Source organism: Klebsiella sp. K47, from assembly GCF_051858335.1.
In the GTDB taxonomy this organism is placed as follows: Bacteria; Pseudomonadota; Gammaproteobacteria; order Enterobacterales; family Enterobacteriaceae; genus Klebsiella; species Klebsiella pneumoniae.
In genome coordinates this window covers 1-773 of record NZ_JBPYUI010000087.1, presented here as the reverse complement: position 1 = coordinate 773, position 773 = coordinate 1, and the positions used below count along the sequence as shown (strand labels likewise).

Below are 773 nucleotides of genomic sequence, written 5' to 3'. Positions count from 1 at the left end.
AGCATCCATCTGCGGCGGCGCCGAGCGCGCCAGCCCCGCCAGCAATAGCGCGCCCAGCAGACCGCTCAGCGGCAGCAGCGCCGCCAGCAGGCGGCCGGGCAGGGCATGAGGATGCGGGTGACGAACACCGTGCAGATCGGGCTGGTACTGGCGCTGTAGCCGCCATCCGCCCCAGGCGACCAGCGCCAGCCCGCCGAGGATCGCCATCAGCAGCAGGCTGGCCAGCGCCCCTTTGGCCTGCTGCAGCTCATCGCCCTGGCTTAACCATTGCCACGCCAGCACGGCGAGGGTGGGCGGATTGCCGGGCCCCAGCACCAGGGCGACGTCTACCGCCGACAGGCTCCAGGCGGTGGTGGCCAGCAGCACCATGCCGAGGGCGGGCAGCAGGGCGGGCAGCACCAGCCAACGCAGGCACTGCCAGCGGCCGTAGCCGAGGCTCTTCAGGGCGGTCGCCTGGTCGGCGAGGCGTTTCTCTCCCAGCAGGCCATAGATCACCCACAGCACAAAGGCGCTCTCTTTCAGGGCCATCGTCAGGCCAAGCCCAATGCCGTACCGGTCGACCGGCGGCGTCAGAAACGGCAACTGCTGCCAGAGCCAGCCCCCTTCGGCGAACAGCAGCAGCGCCGCCGTCGCCAGGGCGAGATGGGGCACCGCCAGCAGCAGCGGCAGACGGGAAGCCAGCCGCCGCCAGCGGGCCGAAGGCCAGAGGGCGGCGACGATGGTCAGGGCGATCAGCAGCGCGCCGCCGACGGACAACAGCGTGGAGACGAGCG

1 protein-coding gene is annotated in these 773 nt (G+C 71.5%); it reads right to left on the bottom strand.

Annotated features, from left to right (window positions below; all coding sequences use genetic code 11):
• Window positions 1-773, bottom strand: a 773-nt coding sequence (locus RRF55_RS27180) for an ABC transporter permease subunit (protein WP_439419205.1), incomplete at both ends; no start/stop codon positions are given.